20 protein-coding genes are annotated in these 21428 nt (G+C 65.0%); 13 read left to right on the top strand and 7 right to left on the bottom strand.

From position 1 onward, the window contains the following. The first annotated feature begins 31 nt into the window (after positions 1-31). Positions 32-829: a transporter substrate-binding domain-containing protein gene (locus ACQR07_RS33925; protein ID WP_434906400.1), complete on the top strand. Its 798-nt coding sequence runs from the start codon at positions 32-34 to the stop codon at positions 827-829. Positions 830-920: 91 nt separating this feature from the next. On the opposite strand, the gene ACQR07_RS33920 is transcribed toward ACQR07_RS33925, so the two are convergent. The 3 genes from ACQR07_RS33920 to ACQR07_RS33910 all read right to left on the bottom strand — a co-directional run bounded on the left by ACQR07_RS33920 (position 921) and on the right by ACQR07_RS33910 (position 4102). Then, on the bottom strand, positions 921-1715 hold the full coding sequence (locus ACQR07_RS33920) for an extracellular solute-binding protein (RefSeq protein WP_434906399.1): 795 nt from the start codon (positions 1713-1715) through the stop codon (positions 921-923). 190 nt (positions 1716-1905) lie between these two features. Continuing rightward, positions 1906-3507, bottom strand: a complete 1602-nt coding sequence (locus tag ACQR07_RS33915; RefSeq protein ID WP_434906398.1) for a flavin-containing monooxygenase — start codon at positions 3505-3507, stop codon at positions 1906-1908. Between the two features lie 145 nt (positions 3508-3652). Further along, complete coding sequence (locus ACQR07_RS33910; RefSeq protein ID WP_434867467.1) at positions 3653-4102, bottom strand: cupin domain-containing protein; 450 nt, start codon at positions 4100-4102, stop codon at positions 3653-3655. Between the two features lie 133 nt (positions 4103-4235). On the opposite strand from ACQR07_RS33910, the gene ACQR07_RS33905 reads away from it, so the two are divergent. Further along, positions 4236-5285, top strand: a complete 1050-nt coding sequence (locus ACQR07_RS33905) for an AraC family transcriptional regulator (protein ID WP_434906397.1) — start codon at positions 4236-4238, stop codon at positions 5283-5285. On the opposite strand, the gene ACQR07_RS33900 is transcribed toward ACQR07_RS33905, so the two are convergent. Beyond that, the gene (locus ACQR07_RS33900; RefSeq protein WP_434906396.1) at positions 5275-6495 is read right to left on the bottom strand and encodes a polyhydroxyalkanoate depolymerase; all 1221 of its coding nucleotides are present in this window, start codon (positions 6493-6495) and stop codon (positions 5275-5277) included. The two genes, ACQR07_RS33905 and ACQR07_RS33900, sit on opposite strands and share 11 nt — an antisense overlap. A 182-nt stretch (positions 6496-6677) precedes the next feature. On the opposite strand from ACQR07_RS33900, the gene ACQR07_RS33895 reads away from it, so the two are divergent. Together ACQR07_RS33895 and ACQR07_RS33890 are read left to right on the top strand one after the other, a co-directional pair. Continuing rightward, a complete protein-coding gene (locus ACQR07_RS33895) occupies positions 6678-7331 on the top strand; it encodes a glutathione S-transferase family protein (RefSeq protein ID WP_434906395.1) in 654 nt (217 codons plus the stop codon). Between the two features lie 306 nt (positions 7332-7637). Continuing rightward, the gene (locus ACQR07_RS33890; protein ID WP_434906394.1) at positions 7638-8072 is read left to right on the top strand and encodes a cupin domain-containing protein; all 435 of its coding nucleotides are present in this window, start codon (positions 7638-7640) and stop codon (positions 8070-8072) included. 449 nt (positions 8073-8521) lie between these two features. On the opposite strand, the gene ACQR07_RS33885 is transcribed toward ACQR07_RS33890, so the two are convergent. Beyond that, on the bottom strand, positions 8522-8803 hold the full coding sequence (locus ACQR07_RS33885) for a hypothetical protein (RefSeq protein WP_434867462.1): 282 nt from the start codon (positions 8801-8803) through the stop codon (positions 8522-8524). 135 nt (positions 8804-8938) lie between these two features. On the opposite strand from ACQR07_RS33885, the gene ACQR07_RS33880 reads away from it, so the two are divergent. The 6 genes from ACQR07_RS33880 (at position 8939) to ACQR07_RS33855 (ending at position 14177) form a co-directional block, all read left to right on the top strand. Continuing rightward, positions 8939-9301: a hypothetical protein gene (locus tag ACQR07_RS33880; RefSeq protein ID WP_434906457.1), complete on the top strand. Its 363-nt coding sequence runs from the start codon at positions 8939-8941 to the stop codon at positions 9299-9301. Between the two features lie 78 nt (positions 9302-9379). Continuing rightward, positions 9380-10219: a GyrI-like domain-containing protein gene (locus ACQR07_RS33875; protein WP_434906393.1), complete on the top strand. Its 840-nt coding sequence runs from the start codon at positions 9380-9382 to the stop codon at positions 10217-10219. Between the two features lie 164 nt (positions 10220-10383). After that, complete coding sequence (locus ACQR07_RS33870) at positions 10384-11310, top strand: SMP-30/gluconolactonase/LRE family protein (protein ID WP_434906392.1); 927 nt, start codon at positions 10384-10386, stop codon at positions 11308-11310. Positions 11311-11455: 145 nt separating this feature from the next. Continuing rightward, entirely contained in the window at positions 11456-12049 is a 594-nt protein-coding gene (locus tag ACQR07_RS33865; RefSeq protein WP_434906391.1) for a GNAT family N-acetyltransferase, read from the top strand. Positions 12050-12108: 59 nt separating this feature from the next. Continuing rightward, on the top strand, positions 12109-13743 hold the full coding sequence (locus ACQR07_RS33860; protein WP_434906390.1) for a GMC family oxidoreductase: 1635 nt from the start codon (positions 12109-12111) through the stop codon (positions 13741-13743). 41 nt (positions 13744-13784) lie between these two features. Beyond that, on the top strand, positions 13785-14177 hold the full coding sequence (locus ACQR07_RS33855; RefSeq protein WP_434906389.1) for a hypothetical protein: 393 nt from the start codon (positions 13785-13787) through the stop codon (positions 14175-14177). A gap of 399 nt (positions 14178-14576) precedes the next feature. On the opposite strand, the gene ACQR07_RS33850 is transcribed toward ACQR07_RS33855, so the two are convergent. After that, complete coding sequence (locus ACQR07_RS33850) at positions 14577-15725, bottom strand: ABC transporter substrate-binding protein (RefSeq protein WP_434906388.1); 1149 nt, start codon at positions 15723-15725, stop codon at positions 14577-14579. A gap of 175 nt (positions 15726-15900) precedes the next feature. Here ACQR07_RS33850 and ACQR07_RS33845 point away from each other — a divergent pair, with 175 nt between their 5' ends. Further along, the gene (locus tag ACQR07_RS33845; RefSeq protein WP_434906387.1) at positions 15901-16692 is read left to right on the top strand and encodes a helix-turn-helix transcriptional regulator; all 792 of its coding nucleotides are present in this window, start codon (positions 15901-15903) and stop codon (positions 16690-16692) included. A gap of 100 nt (positions 16693-16792) precedes the next feature. After that, positions 16793-17971 carry a cytochrome P450 gene (locus ACQR07_RS33840; protein ID WP_434906386.1) on the top strand — a complete coding sequence of 393 codons (1179 nt, stop codon included), beginning with the start codon at positions 16793-16795 and terminating at the stop codon, positions 17969-17971. 130 nt (positions 17972-18101) lie between these two features. On the opposite strand, the gene ACQR07_RS33835 is transcribed toward ACQR07_RS33840, so the two are convergent. Next, positions 18102-19781 (bottom strand): PAS domain-containing protein, encoded by a 1680-nt coding sequence (locus ACQR07_RS33835; protein WP_434906385.1) that lies wholly within the window; start codon positions 19779-19781, stop codon positions 18102-18104. Between the two features lie 317 nt (positions 19782-20098). On the opposite strand from ACQR07_RS33835, the gene ACQR07_RS33830 reads away from it, so the two are divergent. After that, the gene (locus tag ACQR07_RS33830; RefSeq protein ID WP_434906384.1) at positions 20099-21226 is read left to right on the top strand and encodes a PAS domain-containing protein; all 1128 of its coding nucleotides are present in this window, start codon (positions 20099-20101) and stop codon (positions 21224-21226) included. Positions 21227-21428 lie beyond the last annotated feature (202 nt).

Here is a 21428-nt window from a genome sequence, read left to right as displayed (position 1 = left end):
TTTCATCTTTGCAATTCTATGGGAGAGGGCCATGTTGAAGTGGCACTGGCTGCGCAACGCAGCGCTCGTCGCTGCGGTATTTGCGTTGTTCAGCAACGGCGCTGTCGCGGCTGGCTTGAAGGAGGAGATTGCTCCGACCGGCAAGCTCAGGGTCGCGCTCGCGGTGGGACCGGCCGGCGGCGCGTTCTGGTGCGTGAAGTCCGACAGCGGCTATGCCGGCGTTCCGGTCGAGCTCGGAAAGGCGATGGCGGCGCAGGTCGGCGTGCCCGTCGAGTTCGTCGAGCATCCGAATTCCAACGCCATCACGGACGAGGCCGGCAAGGGGACCTGGGACGTGGCGTTCATGCCGAAGGACGCCGAGCGCGAGACCAAGGTCTCGTTTGGCCCGGTCTATGACTCGGTCGAGACCACGTTCATCATCCGTGCCGGCCTCGACATTCCGAACATCGCCGCGCTGGATGCGGCCGGTCATGAAATCGCGGCGATCAACGATACGACGGTTCTGCGTGGGGCGAAGGCCTTCCTGAAGAAGGCGACTGTCACCGGCTTCAAGTCCTACGAGGAGGTCTATGCGCTGCTGAGCGCGGGCGAGATCGATGCGCTGGCGTTGGCGCGGGATCAGCTGACGCTCATCGCCAAGCAGGTTCCCGGCACAAAGGTGTTGAGCGAGACCTTCAAGAAAACGGACACGGCTGTTGCGGTGCCGCAGAAGCGGCCGCAGTCGCTCGCCTTCGTGACCAAGTTCATGACCGAAGCCAAGACGAACGGTACGCTGAAGAAGGCCTACGGTGCCAACAATCTCAGCGAGTCGACCCTGCTCACGCAGTGAGCGCGTCTGAGGTCTTCCTGTGTGATACAACTGCTGGAACTCTCCCCGCGCTGGACGCGAGGGAGAGTTTTTAGTTCCAGAACTTGATAGATCAGTTCGGAGATCTCCTGACGATCGGATCGAGTCCGCTCTCCGCGATCGTCTTGCGCGCATCCGGTGATCCCAGGAAGTGGATCAGCGCCTTGCCGGCTTCCGGCTCCTTCGCTGCCGTGGCGATGCCCGCGGAAAACACCGTGATCTTCTGCAGCCCGGCGGGAAGCGGGCCGACGATGTCGATGCCGTGCACCGGCTTCAGCTCGCTGATCTGCTGAAAGCCGATCTCCGCTTCGCCCTGGGCGACGATCTCGCCAACCGGAGTTGCTGGAATCATCCGCGCCTTGCCCTTCATCTCGTCCTTGATGCCGAGCTTGTCGAACATCTCGGTCGAGACGTAGACGCCGCTGGCGCTGTCCGAATAGGCGATTGTCTTGGCGGCGACCAGCATGCGCTTTACGGCCTCCGCGTTCGAAATGTCGGGATGCGGCGTCCCGGTCTTCACGGCGACGCCGATCGGCGAATTGGCGAGCTCGACGAGGCTGTCGGGCATCACCTTGCGCTTGGTGGCGAGATCGCTGAGGGCATAGCCGACCATGATCAGGACATCGGCAGGCTCACCGCGATCGAGGCGAACGGGAATCGCATTCGCCGTCGTTCCCATCGACGGACCATAGGCGATCGTGACCTTGTGCCCGGAGCGCCGCTCGAACTCCGGCACCAGGGATTTGAACGCCGCGGTCATGCCGCCGGAGATCATGACGTGAATATCCGCGGCCCGTGCAGCGGTTGTCAGGAGGAGGGCGGCCCAGATCGCGAGACCGATGGTGCGGCGATGGATCGAGAAGGTCATGGCTGGCTCCGAAGACGGACGGCTGGAGGCCGAGGGACGCCCTGCATAGCCCGGCCGGGGTGGCAAGGCCAGCGGCCGGGAGATCCGGCAAGGGCTTGCGGAGCCCTGTAGCGAACTCCGTGCCTAATCTGGCCCGGTCTGCGGCGCCGCGATGTCTGCAGTGCGGCGCAGCGGATCGGCATTTCCGCGCTCAGCCAGCCTGGTACGCTGGTGCGGACGCAAGGAAGCCGCCATACGCGTCCGCGTCGGGCGGCGTGAACATCTCGGCCAACGGATTGCGCCGCCGCCGCGTCGCGCCGATGTCGGCCAGCAGCTCGTCGAAATGTTTGAAATGGTAGGGTGCGACGCACAGTCCGCCATAGACGCCGGCCGCGGGGCGCTCGACCCGCTTGAAGTGCAGCATCATCGCGATGTTGTCGCGCATCTCGCGTTCGGTCGGCTGGTGCGCCAGCTGCTTGTCGGCATAGCGCACCAGCCAATGGGCGGCCATGTCGGCGCAGAGCACGGTGCAGAAGCTGGAGTTGAAGCCGACGAAGCCCAGGTCGGGCAAATCGGGATTGGCGATCAGGCGGTACAGGCGATACTGGCCATCGGGGTCGACGAGCTTGGCGCGGTCGGCTTCCGACAGGAAGGGGACGCCGAGCTTGTAGCCGATCGCGAGCACCGCAACGTCGGCCGCAATGCGCTCGCCGTTGCTGGCGACGATCGTGTTCGGCTCGTAGTGATCGAATGTGCCGAGCACGGCCTTGATGCGGCCGTCGGCCACCATGGGGAAGAAGTCCGGCGTGGCGATCGGCACCGAGCAGTTCACGCCGTCCTCGATCCTGATCTTCGGCACCATCTTGCATTTGGCCAGCTTGAGCTGGGCCTTGAGCAGGCTCTCGAGGCCGCGCCAATTGGCCCAGACCAGCGGCTTGGCCAGTGCGTGAGCAAGGCGCGATAGTGGGCCGATGCCCCAGCTCGCAAACATCTGCTCCTGGGCGCGGATGTAGAGAATGCGCTTGAAGTTGATCAGGCCGCCGATGAAATAGGGAATGCGCCACACCGGCTCGCGGAACACGATCGTGACCGAGCGTGCCCCGGACCTGACGGCGTTGACAGCGATGTCGGTCGCCGATTTCGAGCCGCCGAGCACGACGACGTTGCGGCCCCTCGCAAGCGTTGCGTCGTTGTATTTCGACGAGTGCATGATGTCGCCGCCCGCGGCCCTGAACTGATCCTCGCCGGGAAGCGACAGTGTCTGCGGTTCGTTGAACTGCCCGGTGCAGACCGCCACGAAATCGAAATCCTCCCGGTTCGTACGATCGCCCGTCCTGAGTTCCAGCGTCCAGCCAGGCTTGCCGTCTGTGCGACGCTGCATCGAAAGAGCATCGGTGTTCAGCCGCATCAGGCGGGTCAGATCGTGTGACGTCGCATAGTCGGCGAGGTAGGCGTAGACCTGCGGACCCTTGGGCCATTCCGGATAGCTGTCCGGCATCGCTCTGTCGGTGTAGCGATAGAGCTCCTTCGGACTCTGCGTCTGCACGTCGGGATAGGACCGCGCCGGCTCCCAGACGCCGCCGAGATCGGCGCTGCGCTCGACAATGGTGACGTTGTGGCCGCGGGCGGCAAAGGCCTTGGCGGTGGCGAGGCCGGACACGCCGGCTCCGATCACGCAGACGTTCTTGCGGTGGATCATGGGACCTCCTGATGTCGTGAGCGCAGCCGCGTGCCGGCAGCGTTCGCCTGCCGCGCGAGACCGGCCCTTTGAAAGGGTGATGATGACGAAGGTCGCCCGGCGCGACCGAAGCATGCGCCGCCGAGGCCCGCCCGCATCAAGGAGGGCCGCCGTCGCACGCGAGAGCGACAGGCAGCGACAGACGCACCGCTCCTATGCCCGGCGCGATCAGGCGCCGGTGCTCGCAGCAGGCCGCGTCGCTGCGGCCATGAGCTGATGATTAGTCGTTGGCCTCGGGCGGCAGGAAATTGACCTCATGCTCGGCCGAGATACGCACGACCTCGGCCGGGTCGGCGAGATTGTCCAGCATCTTGAACAGCGCCTCCAGCTTCTGCATCGGCGACACCCAGAACAGCGCGCGCGCCGGCTTGTCGGACTTGTTGAAGTAGCCGTGCGGAATGCCGCGCGGCATGCGGACGAGATCGCCGGCATGCGCCTTGACCCAGACGCCGTCGAGCTTGAGATCGAGCACGCCTTCCTGGACCAGGATGAATTCATCCTGCGTGGGATGGACGTGAACCGGGACGAACTGTCCTGGCTCGCTGTTGGTTTCGAACGCAAAGGTGGAATCGGTCACCGCTTTGGGGAAGTACAGCTGACCCAGGATGTTCCAGGTCGTGCCGGCATAGCCGGTGCCGGCGCGCGTGATGCCCTTTTCGAGTGTGATCATGACGTGTCTCCCTTCCTGCACACGCATGAAGGATCGAGCCAAGGCGTCGCGGTGTCTATCCAGAAAACGAATCCCTCGACGCCACTTGCTAATTATTATAGGTTTCAAATGAATTCGACGGGCGATGTGGATCATGACTGCAAGTGCAGCCTGGGATCGCAATGCGACACCGACCGCAAAGCCGCGGCTATCAGCCTATCGTCGTGTTGCAACGCACGATGTCGATGAGGCGGCTGAACAAATAGGCCGCATCTTCTGCCCCCACGGGCTGCAGCCGAAGGCCGAGACTGCGCGCGATTTCCTCGCGCTGCATAATTGCGCGGCATTCGACGGCTTCTCGATCAACTATGTCGCCTATGGCGGCGTGGTGACGATCGATCCCGGCTGCCTGGACCGCTTCTTCCTGGTTCAGCTTCCCTTTTCGGGGGCAGCATCCATCCGCGCCGCTTCGCGCGAGGTTGCAACCGGGCCGGATGACGCGGCCTCGTTGCTGTCGCCAACCTTGCCGACGCGCATGGTCTGGGACAATTGCGCCCAGCTGATCCTGCTGCTCGACCGCCGGCTGGTCGAGCAGCGCGCCGCCGCGCTGTCCGGACGGACGGTGCAGCCGGTCGAATTCGATCCTGCGATCGCGCTGGCGGCCGATCATGGCCTGCGCCTCAGCGCCCACATGCTCGAGCTCGCCGATCTGGCTGAACGGTTGGGCGATGAGCGTAATCTGCCAGCGGTGATGGCGGCGAATTGGCGGGAGACGCTATTGGACATTCTGTTGCAGCAGCCGGGCAGCGGACTGTCTGAGGCGATCAGGCTGCATTCCGGCCGGGCCGACACGCTGCCGGGAGCCGTGCGAAGGGCCCGTGATCTGCTCGATGCCCACGCGGCCGAGCCGCTCGATCTCGCCGAGCTTGCGGCCGCCGCCGGCGTCGGGATCCGGGCGCTGCAGGGCGCCTTCCGCCGTCATTTCGGCATGTCGATTTCCGACATGCTGCTCGACATCCGGTTGGCTCGGCTCAACGCACAACTGATGACGGCGGCACCCGACGCCCGGATCATCGACATCGCCTTCGAGCTGGGCTTTTCACATCTCGGGCGCATGGCGGGCGCCTATCGCGACAAGTTCGGAGAGACGCCATCGGCCACGCTGCAGCGCGTGCAGCGCAGCCGGAGTGGCCTCACGAATTGACGTGCACGAAATCGCGCAGCAGCGGGTAGATCTCGTTATTCCACTTCTTGCCGCTGAACACGCCGTAATGGCCGACGCCGGCCTGCATGTGATGGACGCGGCGATAGGCGCGCACATTGGTGCAGATGTCCTGCGCTGACAGCGTCTGGCCGATCGAGCAGATGTCGTCGCGCTCGCCTTCGACCGTCATCAGGCCGATGCGCCGGACGGCCTTCGGATCCACCGGACGGCCGCGATGCATCAGGCGGCCCTGCGGCAGCAGATGCTCCTGGAAGACGTCGCGCACGGTCTCGATGTAGAACTCCGCCGGCAGATCCATGACCGCGAAATATTCGTCGTAGAACGTCTTGATCGTCTCGGCCTTGGCGACCTCGCCCTTGGCGAGATGGTTGGCGAGATCCATGTGCTGCTTGAGGTGCCGCTCGAGATTCATCGACACGAAAGCGGTCAGCTGGACGAAGCCCGGGTACACCTTCCGGAACGCACCTCGGCACTGCAAGGGAACATAGTGGATCAGGTTGTTCTCGAACCAGTCGATCGGCTTGCTCTTGGCGAACTCGTTGACCTTGGTCGGCTGGATCCGTGTGTCGATCGGTCCGGCCATCAAGGTGAGCGTCGCCGGGCGTGACGGGTGGTTGTCCTCGCACATCACCGCCGTCGCGGCGAGCGCCGACACCGAGGGCTGGCAGATCGCGACCATGTGCGGGCGCGGCCCGAGCTGGCCGAGAAAGCTGATGAGATGATCGGTGTAATCCTCCAGCCCGAAGCGGCCGTGGCCCGGCGGAATGTCGCGCGGATTGTGCCAATCGGTGATGTAGACGTCGTGATCCTGCAGCAGCGTCTGCACCGTGCCGCGCAGCAGCGTCGCGAAATGGCCCGACATCGGCGCGACCAGCAGCACCTTGGGCTGATCCGGCGCGCCGTCCTTCTTGAAATGCAGCAGCGAGCCGAACGGAGTCTTGAACGTCACCTCCTCGGTGACGCCGAGCTCGCGATTGCCGACCATGACGCTGTCGATGCCGTAGGCGGGGCGGGCGTAGGTCAAGGCCGAGCGGGAGACCAGCTCGAACGCGGCTGACAGCCGGCGCATGGCGCGGCTCGAGAGCCCCGACGGGATCAGGTTGAGATAGCGCATGGCCGCCGCGGCGCCCTGGCGCCATGGCTCGGTCAGGTCCATGTGGTTCTGGTAGGCTTGGTACAGCAGCGCCATCGATCCCGTCCGTTATTCCACTTCGGGATATGCAATATCGGAGCCACAGCCGCGGAGTCTTGCCTCAAAAACTGGCATGTCGCTTGCTGTGTGAAATCACTGGAGTATCGGGCTCCGGCGTCATGTCCGAACAATGCGGCCGGATCGGCGCTGAACGACAAACGACAAGAGGGCAGGGCGACATGGCCAAAGCGACGTTGACCATCAGCAGCAAGAACTACTCGTCCTGGTCGTTGCGCGGCTGGCTGCTCGCCAAGTTCGCGGGGCTCGATTTCGACGAGGTGGTCGTCGGTCCCGATGATGCCTCAGCGCGGGCCGAGATCCTGCTGTTGTCGTCCTCGATCCTGGTGCCGTGCCTGCGGCACGACGGCGCCACCATCTGGGATACGCTGGCCATTGCCGAATATCTCAACGAGACCTTCCCGGACGCCGGCCTGCTGCCGGCCGACCGCATCCAGCGCGCGCATTGCCGCTCGATCTCCGGCGAAATCCATTCCGGCTTCACCACGTTGCGGGCATCGCTGCCGGTGAATCTGAAGGGGCATTTCCCGGGCTTCAAGGTCTGGACCCGGGCGCAGGCCGATATCGACCGCATCTGGGCGATCTGGCGCGACTGCCTGGAGAAATCCGGCGGGCCGTTCCTGTTCGGACATCGCAGCATGGCGGACGCGATGTACGCGCCGGTGGTCACGCGCTTCGTCACTTACGACGTGAAGCTGGATCCGCAGCTCGACGCGTATGCCAAGCTGATCATGGCCATGCCGGAGATGCGCGAGTGGATCGAGGCGGCCCAGGCAGAGCCCGAGGAGATCGAGGAGCTCGAGGTCGAGTACTAGCCCGTCATCAGCGGCGGCTCACGGGCGGGGCAGAGTCTGCACAATTTAGAGCCGGATTCGCAGCTGACCGGGCGGCCGCTGCGGCGCGCGAGCCGGCTGGAGCCGATCTCGCAGCGCACGCAAAACCTCGTTGTTACCAAATGCTTCGCGGCATGACGTGCAGCAATCGAAGGCGATTGCTGCACGCAACGCGGGGCGTGGCGTGGTTCTCGCATGGCACCATCCGCTTTCGGGCGAGGTGGCCGTTGCGGCCGATCGTGGGTCTCAACGGCTGCCGCTGCCGCGAATCAACCGGTGGAGGCCGTGATGAACCAGCATGCCGCAGTGACCAAGTTCTCGCATATCAAGCCCGAGGATACCGACTACACGGGAGGAGGCCTGCGCGACTTCTTCCTCTATCGCGATCTCGGTATCGCCGACGCCACCGGCGGCCAGGTGATCTGCCATCTGGTCAAGGCCAATCCCGATTGTCCGCCGGTCGACGGCACCGGCTGGCATCGGCACGATTGCGACTTCCAGATCGTGATCATGATGAAGGGCTGGGCGCGCTTCATGTACGAGGACAAGCCGACCCTGGTGAAGGCCGGAGACGTCGTGCACCAGCGCCCGGGCATCGTTCACTACCTCTACGATTATTCTCCCGACATGGAATACATGGAGATTGTCAGCCCGGCCGATTTCAAGACTGTCGAGATGCCACCGGCGACCGACAAGGTGCCGCCGGTCACGCCGTGGACCTGAGCGGCCGCGCTCCTCTCTCGCGTTAACCTCTGCCATCCGGTCGCGTGGCGCGGCCGGATGGACGGCTTCAGCATCTGGTGGGTCCCGCCGTCGGATGTCCATATCTCGCCGTGAACGGGATTCGTACAGCGCGCGCCGGCTGATTCGGGCGCGATTCGTTCCCGCCGCGTTCCGAGAATTAAGACGCCGGAGGTGCGGCGTCACATTTTGAAACATTCCGCATGCGTTGCGGCGGCTCCTCCTCGTTCAAGGAGCCGACGATCGCGATGGCGCGGCGGATGTGGGACCAGGTGCCGTCGATCTGGAAAGATTTGTTTCGGCAATGGTCATCGGCGGGCTGCTGATGACGGTCGCGTCGTGAGTGGCTGATCTTCTCTGGTCACGACGTCGACTTCCGGCAGGACCGGCCCTGAGGCGAAGCCCAGGGCGATCCGTCCGGCGCGATACGATCAATAAGACGAGGCGGGCGAGGTGCGAACGGAAGCGAAGGCCGGCTGCGCGCGCCGCCCATTGCGTTCTTCGAAGCGTGCGCGCGGCAGGCGCCAGCCGATCACGGTGGCCTCGATCGCGCCGCCGGATTCCTTGTTGTGCCACTTGCCGTCGACGTAGAAGCAGGGGAACGGCAGCTGATAGGTGCCGCTGTGATCCTCGCACAGCACCTCCACGACCTGTCCCGGCGGCGGTTCGCCGCTGCCGTCGAATTGCGCCAGCCGTTTTTCGCGCGTAGCCATTCTGTGCATCTCCCTGAAAACGGGTCTGAGCGGCGAACCTCAATGCGCGAATGAGGTCTCAGTATGGTATCATTCAAGAAACGGCGCCAGTTCCACGCAAAATCATGTGTTTGGCGAGCCAATGAGGAAATTGTGATGCGATGTTTGCTTGCCGTAACTGTGCTGACAATGTGGTGTGTGAGCTACGTTGCATATGCGCAGGATATTCCGGGCATCGAAATCTGCACGGCAGAAAAGGCCATGGATCGCCGGACGTCCTGTCTGCAGAGCAACATCGATTTCCTGCAGAAGACGATGTCGAAACAGGCGCTCGATCATCAGCAGAAGCTCGACGCCGCGAATCGCCAGATCCAGGCGCTGAAGGCCGCGCTCATCGCGCAGCAGGGCGCAATCGAAGAGTTGAAGGCGTCGCAGGCGAAGCTCGCGGACGACATGAGGAAGAAGCCCGAAGCGCCGGCCGCGAAGGAGACAGCGCCGGCGAAGCCGGCCGGCAAATAATTCGGCGCGCAGCGCAACAACGATCAAGCGGGCGAGGCTGCGATCGCGCAGGCTGGGTCGCTTCGTCAGGAGACCGGCGTGTCCACCAACCCCGCACAGAAGGCGCTCTGGTTCATCGAGAGTCACCTGTCGGCGCCGCTGTCGCTCGATGACATCGCCGATATCGCGGGGGTGTCGCGCTTTCACATCGTCCGCGCCTTCGCAGCCGCGACCGGCGTGTCGGTGATGCGCTATGTCAGGCTGCGCCGTCTCAGTGAGGCGGCACGGGCTCTGGCCGGCGGTGCGCCCGACATTCTCAGTCTGGCGCTGGAGGCGGACTACGGCTCCCACGAAGCATTCACGCGCGCGTTTCGCGATCAGTTCGGCGTCACGCCGGAATCCGTGCGCAGCAATGCGCGTCTCGATGGCCTCGTATTGCAGGAGCCGATCCTGATGGACCAGACCCCGCTCGACGATCTCGCGCCGCCACGCTTCGTCACCGCCGAGCCGCTCGTCGTCGCCGGAGTGGGCGAGCGCGTCAGTGTCGACAACGGCGCCGGCATTCCCGCGCTGTGGCGCCGCTTCCACGAGGTCGTCCACGACATCCCGGCCCGTCGTGGCGCGCTGGCCTATGGCGTCTGCTGCAACGGCGATGATGCCGGCAATTTCGACTACATCGCGGGCGTCGAGGTCGCCGATTTTTCCGACCTGCCGCGCGCCTTCAGCCGCGTTCGGGTTCCAGCGGCGACCTTCGCCGTGTTCACCCATGCCGGCCACGTCTCGTCGATTCGCCGCACCGTGCATACGATCTGGAATCGCTGGCTGCCGCAGTCGGGCCATGAGGTCGCCGACGCGCCGAATTTCGAGCGCTACGATCAAAGGTTCGATCCGCTGACCGGCAATGGCGGCTTGGAGATCTGGCTGCCGATCGTCCGCTGAACCCCTGCGACTTGTGTCGAGACGCTGCAAGCGGCTCCCGCAGCAAGGCTGCTCTGCGGCCTTGCGCCCGGCCGCTTGCTTGGCAAGCTGCGCAGGCTTTGCGATAACGTCCCGCATAACAACAACGCGCCGCAACGCGGCGTGGCCAGCGGGAGGTTCGTCCGATGTCCAACATGCGCGTGCTCGCCACCGATCTCGAATTTCCGGAAGGGCCGGTGGTGATGCCCGACGGCTCGGTCGTGCTGGTCGAGATCCGCGGCAAACGCCTGACGCGGGTGTTCCCCGACGGCCGCAAGGAAATCGTGGCGCAGATCCCGGGCGGGCCGAACGGCGCGGCGCTGGGGCCGGACGGCAAAATCTATATCTGCAACAATGGCGGCTTCTCCTGGATACCGACCGGCAAGATGATCATGCCGGGCCCGCAGCCTGAGGACTATCTCGGCGGCTCGATCCAGCGCATCGATCTGCAGAGCGGCAAGGTCGAGACTGTCGTCACGCGCTGCGGTGAGCACGAGCTGCGCGGGCCCAACGATCTCGTGTTCGACCGTCACGGCGGCCTGTGGTTCTCCGACCTCGGCAAGCGCCGCTCCCGCGACATGGATGTCGGCGCGTTCTATTATCTCAAGCCAGGGATGACCGAGATCGTCGAGGCCGTGCACGGCATCCTGCCGGCCAATGGCATCGGCCTGTCGCCGGACGAAAAGACCGTCTACATCGCGGAGACGCCGACGGCACGCCTCTGGGCCTACGATGTCTCCGAGCCCGGCACGGTCAAGCCGCGCGAGGTGATCTATCGCGGCGAGCGCGGCCGGCCGATCTGCGGCCTCGGCGGCTACCAGATGTTCGATTCGCTCGCGGTCGAGGCCAACGGCAATGTCTGCGTCGCCACCCTGATCTCGGGCTGCATCAGCGTGATCGCGCCCGATGGCACGCTGGTCGAGCAGGTGCCGACCGGCGATCGCGTCACCACCAACATCGCCTTCGGCGGGCCGGAGCTGAAGACGGCCTACATCACGCTGTCGGGCCGGGGAGAACTGGTCGCAATGGACTGGCCGCGGCCGGGCCTGCCGCTGAATTTTCTGAACAAGTGACGTTTCACGTGGTAGTTCCGTCATTGCGAGCGTCAGCGAAGCAATCCAAGGCGGCATACGCGGCCCTGGATTGCTTCCGCCGTTGCCCTTCGGGCTATGGCGGACAAGTCGTCGCTTGCGCTCCTCGCAATGACGGAATCCGCTGATGCCCTTTCTCGAACCAGTTACCCTGCGCGGCGCGCACGCCAGCCTCGTGCCGCTGTCGCCTGACCACCACGACGCGCTGGTCGAGGCCGTGCGCGACGGCGAGTTGTGGAACCTGTGGTACACCGCGGTTCCGAAACCCGAGACCATGACCAAGGAGATCGAGCGCCGGCTCGGCCTGTTCACGGCCGGCAGCATGCTGCCGTTCACGGTGCTCGATGCCGACGGCCGCGTCGCCGGCATGACGACCTACATGAACGTCGATGCCGCCAACCGCCGCGTCGAGATCGGCTCGACCTGGTATGCGAAGCGGGTGCAGCGCAGCGCGCTCAACACGCAGTGCAAGCGGCTGCTGCTGGCGCACGCCTTCGAGGCGATGAACTGCATCGCGGTCGAGTTCCGCACCCACTTCTTCAACCACCAGAGCCGCCGCGCCATCGAGCGGCTCGGTGCCAAGCAGGACGGCATTTTGCGCAGCCACCAGATCGCGCCCAACGGCACGCTGCGCGATACGGTCGTCTACAGTATCATCGCCGCGGAGTGGCCGACGGTGCGGGTGCATCTCGACTATCAATTGAACGACAAGCCGCGCTGATCGCGCTAACGCCGCCTTGCCGCGCCACGCGGCAGGCCTGACGAGACCGGGACGACGAGATGGATACGTTTGACTATGTGATCGTGGGCGCCGGCTCCGCCGGCTGCGTGGTCGCCAGCCGCCTCAGCGAGGATCCGTCGGTGACGGTGTGCGTGCTGGAGGCGGGGCCGCGCGACTGGCACCCCTACATCCATCTCCCGGCCGGCTTCATCAAGACCTTCTACATGAAGAGCATCAATTGGGGCTACCAGCAGGAGCCGGGGCCCTATACCAACGGGCGCAGCATCTATGCGCCGCGTGGCAAGACGCTCGGCGGCTCGTCCTCGATCAACGGCCACGTCTACAACCGCGGCCAGCACCAGGATTTCGACACCTGGGCGCAGATGGGCAATCGCGGCTGGAGCTATTCCGATGTGCTGCCGCACTTCCGGCGCATGGAGAAGCGCATCGGCGCCGGCGACGAGCAATATCGCGGCCGCGACGGCAACCTTCATGTCACCACCATGGAGTGGAAGGACACGCTGTGCGAGGCCTTCATGGACGGCGCGATGTCGCTCGGCATCCCGCGCAATCCCGACTACAACGGCGCCATCCAGGAGGGCGTGTCCTACGTCCAACGCACCATCCAGAACGGCCGCCGCGTGTCGTCGGCGACAGCGTTCCTGAAGCCCGCCAGCAAGCGGCCGAATGTCGAGGTCCGCACCAACGCCCACGCCACGGGCATCATGCTGGAAGGCAAGCGCGCGGTCGGCGTGCGCTATAGCCGGGGCGGACGCGGCGGCGTGCCGGTCGAGGTGCGCGCGCGCAAGGAGGTGATCCTGTCGGGCGGCACCTACAACTCGCCGCAGCTGCTGCAGCTCTCCGGCATCGGCGCGCCCGGGCTGCTGCAGGAGCATGGCATCGAGGTCCGGCATGCGCTGCCAAGCGTCGGCGAGGGCCTGCAGGACCATTACGCACCGCGCACGGTGGCGCGCGTCAAGAACATCAAGACCATCAACGAGCTCGCGCGCGGCCTCAATCTGTGGGGCGAGGCGCTGAAATGGGCGGTCACGCGGAAGGGCATCCTGTCGCTCTCGCCCACCATGGTCTACTGCTTCTGGCATTCCGGCGAGACCGCCGAGCGCTCCGATCTGCAGCTCACCTTCACGCCGGCAAGCTACAAGGAAGGCGTGCAGGGCCAGCTCGAGGATGAGCCCGGCATGACCGTGGCCTCCTGGCAGCAGCGTCCCGAAAGCCGCGGCTACGTCCGCATCCGCTCCGCTGATCCGTTCGCGCCGCCGCTGATCCAGACCAACTATCTCACCGCCGAACTCGACCGCCGCGTCATCGTCGCCGGCATGAAGCTCGCGCGCCGCCTGCTGGCGTCAGCGCCGCTGGCGCCGTACTACGCGTACGAGGACTTCCCGGGCCCGAAGGTCTCGAGCGACGACGAATTCCTCGCCGCCGCCATCCAGCGCGCCACCACCACCTTCCACCCCGGCTGCTCCTGCCGTATGGGCCCGGCTGATTCCACCTGGGCCACTGTCGACGACCAGCTCCGCGTCCACGGTTTGCAGGGCCTGCGTGTCGCTGATGCCTCGATCATGCCGCGCATGATCTCGGCGAACCTCAACGCCGCAACGCTGATGATCGGCGACAAGGCGGCGGATTTGATTTTGGGCAAGGCGGCGGCGGTGGAGAGCGTGCCGGCGTAGCAGCCTTTGCGTCAGTTGCGGACACTGGGATGTCGACGGCTATGAAGAGATTTATCATTGCCTGGCTGGCGTCGAGTGCAGCGTTCTCGGTGGCCTTCATCATTTTCATGATGTTCTGGTCCTGGCTGGACGATGGACACATGATAGGGGGCTCGCTGCCTCGCCTCATGCTGGTCGCTGTACCGGCTGTCGTCGTCCAGTTCTTCTACGGTGGCGCCCTCTATCTGATTTTGACCCGGACCGGCCTTTGGTACTTCTCGGCGGTGTTTTTCGCCTATCTTCTGCCGTTGGTTTTGATCGACCAGTATGGGACAGACACCGAGCGCGAGGCCTATGGAATGATCGCTTGGGCGTTGTTCGCGCTCATTGTGTCGTGGACGTTCTGGCGCCTGGGTTCCGCACCGCCAGCTCGACCTGATCTGTCGGCTCAGTAGCGCAAAGCGCGCGCCGCGACGGCAGTGCGCTCCCCTCCCCCTTGCGGGAGGCGGCGGGGGTGGGGGTCTCCGGGCGCTGAACGGCGTAGAGTTCGCCGGCGCGTCAACTGAGCTAACTAGACGTCCTGCGTCCGTCGACGTTCTCGGTCAACACGATCCGTCATTGCGAGGAGCGAAGCGACGAAGCAATCCAGGGCCATGCAAGCGGCCCTGGATTGCTTCGCTTCGCTCGCAATGACGCGGTGAGGCCGTTCGACTCGCGCGACTGCCCCAGCGGCAGCCGCGTTCAGCTCTCATCACTTGCAGCAGGACTCGTGGACCCCCGCCCCCTCCCCGCAAGGGGGAGGGGAGCGCACTGCCTGCGTGGCAGGCGGACGAGATACGCGCGACGCAACGGTGCTACTTCACCAACCTGAATCTCCCGCCCTCGACCTTGATCAGGAACGCCGAGCGCTCGTCGTAGCCGTTGTGGTTGGTGGGACTCATGGTGGACAGGCCGTTGTTGAGATAGACGTCCTTGCCGCGTTCGAGCTCGTCGCGCAGCGCGGCGCGGAATTCTGGCGTGCCGGGCTTGGCGGCCTTCAGCGCGCCGGGGATCGCGCCCTTCAGCAAGGTGGCCGTGTCCCACAGATGCGCGGCAAAGATGTTCGGCTTGTCGCCATTGGCGGCCTGGTAGGCCGAGACGAAGGCGTCGTTGGCGCGGCGGAACGGATCCTCGGGCACGAGATCGTCGGCGATCGAGAACGCCTCGCCGGCGAAGATCGCGCCTTCGACGTTCTCCTTGCCAAGCTTGATGAACTCCTGCGTCGCCACGCCGTGGGTCTGGAAGATCTTGCCGGCATAGCCGCGCTCGCGCAGCGCCTGCTGCGGCAGCACGGCGGGTGTGCCGGCGGAGGCGATGAACACCGCGTCCGGATTGGTCGCGATCACCTTCAGCGCCTGGCCGGTTACGCTGGTGTCGCCGCGCGCATAGACCTCGTGGGTGGTCACGGTGATGCCGAGCGTCGGCGCCAGCTTGCTGACCTCCTGATAGTAGCCCTCGCCATAGCCGTCGGATACGCCGATGAAGCCGAGCGTCTTCACGCCCGTCCTGGCGATATATTTGAGCATGGCTGCGGCCATGATGTCGTCATTGGGCACGACCTTGAAAGCCCATTTGCGCTTGTCGTCCATCGGCTGCACGATCGCCGTCGACGCCGCGAGCGACAACAGCGGCGTCCGGCTCTCCAGCGCGACGTCGAGCATCGGCATGGTGACCGGCGTCAGCGACGAGCCGATGATGACGTCGACGCCGTCCTGGATGACCAGGCGTCGCGCATTCTGCAGGCCCTTGACGCTGTCGGACTCGTCGTCGAGCGCGATGTAGACGATCTTTTCGCCGCCGATCTCCTTCGGCAGCGCCGCCACCGCCTTGATCTGCGGCTGCCCGAGCGCCGACCCCGGCCCGGTTGCGGACACCACGATACCGACCTTGATGTCGGCTCGCGCCGCCGGCATGGCGAGCGCCATCGTCGCAGCCAGGCCGAGCACAGTCAGAGCGGCTCTCATCGCAGTTCCTCCCCGTTGAGCGTGTCCGGCGCGTTGATCGGCCGAGACTTCGAGCCGGGGAGAATAGTGTGGCGGGCGGCCGGCGTCTGTCCCCGTGGTTGGTGACGCCGTGCCGCCTTCCAGGCCTGCGCCGTTGCTGCTAGGCTTTGCAAAACAGACCATCCGGGAGGAACGCATGGAGGCCTCGAGGCCAGGCGTCGATGCGACCGGCGCCGTCAGCGCCATGGTGCTCGCCATCGGCAAGCCTTCGTTTCCGCACGTCCTGATCGACACGTTGCGCGCGGTCGCCGACGTCGGCCATTGCATGGTGTTCACCTTTGAGGACCAGCGCTCCGCGCGCTGTCTGCTCAGCACCGGCAACATCGCGATCGGCCCCGATCTCGGCGCTGCCTATTCGGAGCATTTCCACACCGCCGACCCGAACCGCGAGGTGATCTTCCGCGAGCGTGCGGAGGCCCGTCACATCGTGCTGCCGCACTTCGCGCGCCGGATGTATCCGAAGGGCTATCGCAAGCTGTTCTTCGAAGATTCCGAGATCGTCGACAAGGCGGCGACCGCGATCTGGGTCGGTGATCACTGCACCTATGTGAACTTCTATCGCACGGTCGCGCAGGGCGGCTTCACGGCCGGCCAGCGGCAGCGCATCACGGAAGTCGCCCCGGTCGTGGCTGCCATCGTCGCGCGGCATTGCCAGGAGCAGGCCGCCGTCACGGACCCGGCCGACAAGTTCGCGCTGCTGTTCACGACCGGCGGGCCGCTGTCGGTGCTGACGGCGCGCGAGAAGGATGTCTGCCGCCGCATCCTCGAGGGCTTCAGCTCGGAGGCGATCGCGGGCGATCTCGGCATCGCGCTGAACTCGGTCTTCACCTATCGCAAGCGCGCCTATGAGAAGCTCGGTATCGCCTCGCAGAACGAGCTGTTCGCCATCGCGCTGCGACTGATGGCGGCGCCAAAGCCCCTGAACTGAGGCCGCTGAATTGAGTGCGGCCCGGATGCTGTCACCCATCACCGGGACAGACGCGGCGAGCGCGTGCGGCTAGCCTGCACCGACTGACCGGAGACCGCGCGTGAGCACCGCACCGCATTTCGACATCGATCCCACCGCCTTTTGGGCCGATCCCTATCCGGCGCTGGCGCGGATGCGCAAGGAGGCGCCGATCGCGTTCGTGCCGCAGCTCGGCAGCACGCTGTTGTGCCGGCGCGACGACATCTTCGTCTCCGAAAAGCAGATCGACGTGTTCAGCTCGCACCAGCCGCAGGGGCTGATGAACCGGCTGATGGGCCACAACATGATGCGCAAGGACGGGCCCGCGCACATGGCCGAGCGGCAGGCGATCGCGCCGGCGGTGTCGCCGCGCGCGGTGCGCGTGCACTGGCTGGCGCAGTTCCAGGCCCATGCCGACCGCTTGATCGATGCGCTCGACCCGGCCGCCAAGGTCGACCTCGTGCGCGACTTCGCGCTGCCGTTCTCGGCCGAATGCCTCAAGCTGATCACCGGCCTCACCAACATGCGGTTCCAGGACATGAACGCTTGGTCGCAGGCGATGATCGACGGCATCGCCAACTACACGGGTGATGTCGCAGTCGAGGCGCGCTGCCATGCTGCGACCTCCGGGATCGATGCCGCGATCGACGACATGCTGCCGGTGCTGGAGAAGAGCCCGAACCAGAGTCTGCTCGGCGTGATGCTCGCAAGCGGGATGCCGATGGACAGCATCCGCGCCAACATCAAGCTCGCGATCTCAGGCGGCCAGAACGAGCCGCGCGATGCGATCGCCGGCACGGTGTGGGCGCTGCTGACGCATCCCGAGCAGCTCCCGCCTGCGATGAGCGGCGAGGTGCGCTGGCTGCAGGTGTTCGAGGAATATGCCCGCTGGATCTCGCCGATCGGCATGTCGCCGCGTCGCATCGCCAAGCCATGGGCCATCCGCGAGGTCGCGTTCGAGCCGGAGGAGCGGGTGTTCCTGATGTTCGGCTCCGCCAACCGCGATGAGGCGCATTTCGCGGATCCCGAGCGCTTCGACATCCGCCGCGACGTCTCCAAGAGCATCGCCTTCGGCGCCGGCCCGCATTTCTGCGCCGGCGCCTGGGCCTCGCGTGCGATGATCGCCGACGTCGCGCTGCCGACGCTGTTCGCCCGGCTGCAAAACCTGCGACTCCGCAGCGATCAGCCCGCGCGCATCGGGGGCTGGGCCTTCCGCGGGCTGCTCAACCTGCCGGTCGCATGGGACGCGACGCGGCACTGATGTCCTATTTCACCGACACGGTCGGCGAGACGGGGCCGATCATGCGCATCCGAACTGGCCGATGACCACGCCCGGATCGTGTGAGCCGAGCCGATCGTCCAGCCGCGACTTACCTCGGTGCTGCCGAAACCTACGCCCGCCCGGCGGAAATTGCCTGCGCTTCCGCGGCGGCGCGCTGCATGCTGGACGACATCTCGCCGGTGACGGTGCTTTGCTCTTCCACCGCGGCGGCCGTCGAGGTGACGTATTCGCTGACGTTCTGGATCTCGGCCTTGATCGCGCTCAGCGCGTTCACCACCTCGGTCGAAATCTCGTTGAGGCCGGAAATTTCCATGCCGATCTTGTCGGTGGCGGCCTTGGCCTGATTGGCGAGGTTCTTCACCTCCGACGCCACCACGGCGAAGCCGCGGCCGGCGTCGCCGGCGCGCGCCGACTCGATCGTGGCATTGAGCGCCAGCAGGTTGATCTGGCCGGTGATGTTGCTGATCATCTCGACGATGCCGCTCATCGCCTGGGTCGCATCACTGAGGCGCTTGGCCTGCGAATCGGCCGAGGCCACGCGGTCGGCAGCGCCCATGGCGGTCTCACGCGATTTCGTCATGGCTGCCGAGATCTCACGGACGGAGGCATTCAGCTCCTCGGAGCCTGCTGCGACCGACTCCATCATGCTGCGGACGCGCTCGTTGCCCATCCGCGCCAGGACCTGCCTGGTGATGTCGGTGGCGTATTTCACCACCTTGAACGGCTTGCCGTTGAGGTCGAGGATCGGATTGTAGGACGCCTGGATCCACACCTCGCGCCCGCCCTTGCCGATGCGCTTGTATTCCGCCGCCTGATACTCGCCGCGGTTCAGGGCCGCCCAGAAATTGCGGTAGGCCTGGCTCTCACGCTCTGACGCATCGACGAACATCGAATGGTGGCGGCCCTTGATCTCGGACAGCGTATAGCCGAGCGCCTGAAGGAAATTGTCGTTGGCGTCGATGATCGTGCCGTCCAGGTTGAACGCGATGACCGCCTGCGACTTGCCGATCGCCGCGATCTGCCCGGCGAGATCGGCGTTCTTCAGCTTCTGGGCGGTCACGTCGGTGGCGAACTTGACCACCTTGAATGGCTTGCCGCTCTGGTCGAACACCGGATTGTAGGACGCCTGGATCCAGACCTCCTTGCCGCCTTTTCCGATCCGCTTGTATTCGGCGGCCTGGTACTCACCGCGATTTAGCGCCGCCCAGAACTCGCGATAGGCCGCGCCGTTGCGCTCGTCGGGCGCGACGAACATGCTGTGATGCTTGCCCTGGATCTCCGCCAGGCTGTAGTCCAGCGCATTCAGGAAGTTGTCGTTGGCGGTGATGATCGTGCCGTCCAGATTGAACTCGATGACGGCTTGCGATCGGCCGATCGCATCGACCTGGGCGCGGTAGTCCAAATTCTGCAGGCGGATGCTCGCGTCTGACCATTCCACCACCGTGCCGGCTCGACTTCCATCCGGGTTGCGCAGCGGCTGCGCGATCAGGTCGAAGGTCCATTTGCCGATCTTGATGGTCGCCCGGTGCTCGGAGGTGAGCGCCCGCAGCATGTTGCGCTGGTGCGACGGGTCCTTGTGAAAGATGTCGATGTTGCTGCCGATCAGTCCATCGACGCGAAAGTTCGGCAGTTGCTTCTTCAGGTCGGATTCGGCCTCGCGCAACAGCTCCGTCACCGCTTCGTTCATGTACACGATGTTGAGCTTGTCGTCCGCGACCATGACTCTCGCGGTGATCGCGTTCGTCGCCAGGGTCGCCAGGGTCTCGCTTTGGGTCTTGCGGCCGAACATCGATGTCTCCTGATGAACGCGAGTTCTGCTGCCGGCATCCTCCGGGCAGTCGCGCGATCGTTCGCGGGCGACACGGGAAACCGGCGCAAAGGCGCAGCTGAGTAAGAACCCCGTAAAATTCCGGGCTTCATTCAATTTAGCAGCACGCTAGTAAGATTCAGTTAGCCGGGATTCTGCAGTCCTGTTCCGATTCTGCAGGGTCCGAGAGTGCGCATCGGCCCGACGCCCGATGGGCAACCGGGGATCAATTGTCCCAAATCAAGAACACGGCAGCGACGACTGCTAGGGTGAGTGGAGTCTCAATTTCGGCCGCTGACATGCCAGAGAAGGACATCGTCGAGATCGTCGAGATGCCGCGGCTGTTTCTCGACAGCCTGGGCGTCGGCATCTCGATCGTGGACGTCGAGACCGGGCTGATCCGCTTCGCGAATGCCGAGTGCTGCCGGATCGTCGGCTATACGCTGGAACAGCTCAGGTCGGCCGGGATCAGCTTCCTCGATCTGACCTATCCCGAAGATCGGGACAGCAACCGGGTGCAGCACGAAAGGCTGCTCGCCGGCGAGATCGACAGCTATCGCATCGACAAGCGCTACGTGCGACAGGACGGGAGCATCGTCTGGGGGCGCGTGATCGTCAATCCGATCCACGACGCGGCGGGCCGCGTGAAATGGTTCTGCGCCGTCGTCGAAGACATCACCGCAACCAAGATCCTGGAGAGTCAGTTGGCCGCGGCGGAGAAGCTCGCCGGCCTTTCAACGTTCAATATCGTCGTCGGTACGGACGAGCCCTCGCAGACACCGGAAACGGCCTCGTCGCTCAGCGAGGTGCTGAGCCACGTGCATCCGGAGGACAGGGCTACGCTCGAGAAGACGATACGCCGCGCCATCGCGAAGCGGACAGGATACACGTGCGACTACCGCGTCGTCGCGCAGGACGGCGCGCCGCGCCGGGTCCGCGGCATGGGCAGTTGCGTCTACAGCCCGTCCGAAGGCCGCGTGCATCTCGTCGGCTCGGCCCTGGATCTGACCGCGAGCCGGCAGCACCAGGACGACGGCATGCCGGAGCCGATCCGCAACATGCTGAACTACATCGAAGCGAACTGGCAGCGGAAGATTTCAATCGAACAGCTCGCCGGGCAATTCGGCATCAGTTCCCGGACGGTCTACCAGTATTTCGCGAACAGCGGCATGTCGCTGGGCGAGAAGATCAAGCAGAACCGCATGCAGCATGCGCGCCGCATGCTGTGCGCGCCGGAGCCAGGCGATACGGTGATGTCGATCGCGTTGCGTTGCGGGTTCAACAACCCGGGTCACTTTGCCAAGGAGTATCGCAAGATCTACGGCGAGTCCCCGTCGGAAAGTCTGCGCGACGCGTCGCTGCCGGCTTGGCATCAGGAGACACCGCGTGCCCCGGTCTCTGGCGCAGCGCGCCGCCGCGGCGATTGATGCAGTTTCAGGAACGGCCGACGGGCAATTTCCGCACGGATGGCATGTCTGAATTGCCCGTCGTGTTAGTTTGTCGCAGGCGCTGGCCTTGCCACGTCGGGCAAATCAAGACGATGGTCTCGCTTAACCCGCCTCGAGCAGAGGGACGTACGCGTCGTCACGAACGTGAGGTGGGCTGCGATGGACGTGGCGGTTGCGCTTG

Origin of the sequence: Bradyrhizobium sp. HKCCYLS20291, assembly GCF_051167715.1 — a bacterium.
GTDB lineage: Bacteria > Pseudomonadota > Alphaproteobacteria > Rhizobiales > Xanthobacteraceae > Bradyrhizobium.
This window is presented reverse-complemented; position numbering and strand designations above follow the sequence as displayed.